Here is a 2,777-nt window from a genome sequence, read left to right as displayed (position 1 = left end):
TGAATGGATTTGGTTAAATAACCGACATCGAAAACAAAGGAATGCAGGGTGTAGATATCGATTTAGTGGTTATCGTTTTTCTACAGCCTCGTTAAGTACTGAAATGGATAAAGAACCCTTACTAAATTTAGATGGATACCTTCATGCTCTTAGAAGGTTAAGTGGAAATCGCTGCGATTTTTGGGTGGAAGTGTTTGATCTAAAAGATGATGTGGTAGGCGATTTTAAAAATCATTTATCTGATCGGGAGGTGACTCTTAGTGACGAATTAGTTATCGACTACAAAGGATTGGATAAAGTACTGCAAGAGAACGTCCTATCAAAATTAGCTGTTAAGGATGAGTCTCTACTTAAACTTTTTGGTTGGGATATAGTCGAATATATTCAAATGTCCTATCGATTAATTGAACCCGAGATTGATCCTGTATCGTCAAACGAAGTAAAAGTAATAAGCGCTGAATCAGAATTCCACGGCAGGTATATTTATGTTTTTATACCTGTAAAAAATAAATGTATGGCGGTTGGATTGGCAACCCGTACTTAACAAGCACGGGTTGCGGATTCGTGACCTCACCGCAACCGAAAAACGTTATGCACAAGTAGAGAATCATGGCTGAAGATATTGATGTGCTTAAATCAAAGCTTATGAAAAGGCAGCCCAATGTATCTGGGGCTATAATAGTTGAAATTTTTGGCGGGGCAGCATACGAATCTTGGGCAGGAGCATTGGCTCTTATTGAAGCCTATCTAGAGCTAGAGGAAATGACAGGGGAACCCCCTAACAAAGCACATATAAATGATGAGTTGTATCTTGTTTTAAAAAGCTATTGGTCGGCAGATTTAGGCGATGATCTAATTAAACTAGATAGTTTTCTCGGCAAGGTCAGGGGGTAATATGCATAACCAGGCTGTCATAGGGACATTTTTCTATCCGCTCCGTTTTGGGGTGGCTCCGCCACTGCACCCCAAAAATCCACTCCACAAAAAATGACCCATACAGCGGCGTTATGCGTAAGAAGGAGCTTCGTAGTTGAGTTCGCTATCCAATCAAATAGACGAAATATTGCTAGAGCCGATGAAGATTCCAGATGTCTTCGAAAAGCTCTTCAGTTGGATTGAAAAAAACGGCTTCTACGAAGATACGGAAGATGGGAGGGTTGGTTATCTATACCCAATCAGCAAGCTTAGATCTGAGTGGGGAGACAATGAAAGGCCTGGCGGAACATTAATTGAATTCTACGCCGAGAAAGACTGCGATTTATTTTATTTCATAAATGAAAAAACAAAGGGCCGACTTCGGGTCTTCGCCAGAACTGGTGGTGATGGGTCAATGGCTGCGTTTTGGATTGACGATGAAGGGCAACAAAGGATTGTACATATAGGATCAGGCTCTGGATCTATGCTGGCTTGTGTCTTGTGTGATGACCCTCTGGACTTTTTGAGGCTCATCGCCATAGGTTACGATGAAATCTGCTGGAATGATGAGTTTGAACTTACACCTAGCGAAAGCTTCAAAAATAGTAACTTTGTGGTTCAACCAAATTTGAAATATCAGGATTGGCTAGTTCATGAGTTTCAAACCTCTATCCCAAGAAAGGCAAGTGACATAGTTAAAGAACCTGCGGAGTTTGGAGATGAAGACTCGAACGATCCGTTTTGTAAGTGGTTAATAGAAAATGACGCATAACAAAGCCAGCCAGAGGGACCAAAAAACCGCCGCTTCGCTCTGGTTTTTCGGCCCCTGCTGGCGGCGTTAGAAAAAAGATGAACGAAATTGTCTGTCCAAGTTGTAAATATGGAAAAATAGAGCGCAAGAATCCTTTGATGTATTTCTTGGGGTTGATTAATTGTCCATATTGCAAAGGTGAGGTGGCTCCAAATTTAATGCATGAAGTGTTACTCACGATAGTTGCTCCGATCATTGCGTGTGCAGGTTTGATCGTTCTTCTTGAGGGGTATCATATTTCTATTTATATATCTGTCTCGGCTCTATTAACTGCTTTCTTTTTGTATTTTTTGTATAAGAGCCCAATTAGGATCGTAGCGCATAAAAAGATATTAGGCCAAAAGATTTTGTTTGGCCCTACTCGTCCTGCAGTAATAGGGCCTTTGGTGATATTTGGTTTTGGTGCAATGCTATGGGCAGCTTAATTTCTATCAAGGCCAGTCAATCTGACCTCCGTAAACTGTCTTCTTTTTTGCAAAAAGGCGCAAAAATCAGCCATTTCACTCCGGCAGTTGCTGGCGGCGATACCCTCAGGGAGAGAATATGAAAACAATCAAGAATACTCTAGCAATTATCTCTTTAAGCCTAACGTCTTTGTCAGCTCAAGCCAGCGATTGCACCTACAATCCAAAGGTCGCAGACATTTTAGCTACTAGCCTACGATTTCCAGATGCAACTGTTGATGCAAAGCAATCTGTAGCTATTAAATCAAATGACTTTAAAAATTTGTACTTTGTCGCTGCTCGTGTCAACAGTGAATCTTTCGGTTCAAATATTGGCGTTTGGATTTCTAACAGCTTAGAGTCAGGTATGATTTTCAGTGCGAATTCAGACGCAGCTATTACTACCGTATTCCCTGACGGCCAAAAATCAGGACCAAAAGTTAAAACATCCGACCACGGCTACAATGAGGCTATTGCATGCTTCAAAAAAAAGTATAAATAACTATGGGCTATAGCAGAAAGAGAAATACGGCAAGCGTCATCAAGATACCGTCAAGGGCGTGATGAAAGTGATACCGTCGACGGAGTTTAGCTTCAACAAACGAAAC

Annotated in this window: 5 protein-coding genes; all 5 read left to right on the top strand. The window is 41.2% G+C overall.

Annotated features, from left to right (window positions below; all coding sequences use genetic code 11):
• Positions 1-544: hypothetical protein (locus MIB40_RS19290; RefSeq protein WP_249697131.1), on the top strand; the 544-nt coding region annotated here is incomplete at its 5' end.
• Positions 545-609: 65 nt separating this feature from the next.
• On the top strand, positions 610-894 hold the full coding sequence (locus MIB40_RS19285) for a hypothetical protein (protein ID WP_249697130.1): 285 nt from the start codon (positions 610-612) through the stop codon (positions 892-894).
• A gap of 136 nt (positions 895-1,030) precedes the next feature.
• Entirely contained in the window at positions 1,031-1,687 is a 657-nt protein-coding gene (locus MIB40_RS19280; RefSeq protein WP_249697129.1) for a hypothetical protein, read from the top strand.
• A gap of 77 nt (positions 1,688-1,764) precedes the next feature.
• Positions 1,765-2,151 carry a hypothetical protein gene (locus tag MIB40_RS19275; RefSeq protein WP_249697128.1) on the top strand — a complete coding sequence of 129 codons (387 nt, stop codon included), beginning with the start codon at positions 1,765-1,767 and terminating at the stop codon, positions 2,149-2,151.
• Positions 2,152-2,269: 118 nt separating this feature from the next.
• Positions 2,270-2,671 (top strand): hypothetical protein, encoded by a 402-nt coding sequence (locus MIB40_RS19270; RefSeq protein WP_249697127.1) that lies wholly within the window; start codon positions 2,270-2,272, stop codon positions 2,669-2,671.
• The last annotated feature ends 106 nt before the right edge of the window (positions 2,672-2,777 follow it).

Origin of the sequence: Aestuariirhabdus haliotis (genome assembly GCF_023509475.1) — a bacterium.
Classification (GTDB): domain Bacteria; phylum Pseudomonadota; class Gammaproteobacteria; order Pseudomonadales; family Aestuariirhabdaceae; genus Aestuariirhabdus; species Aestuariirhabdus haliotis.
This window is presented reverse-complemented; position numbering and strand designations above follow the sequence as displayed.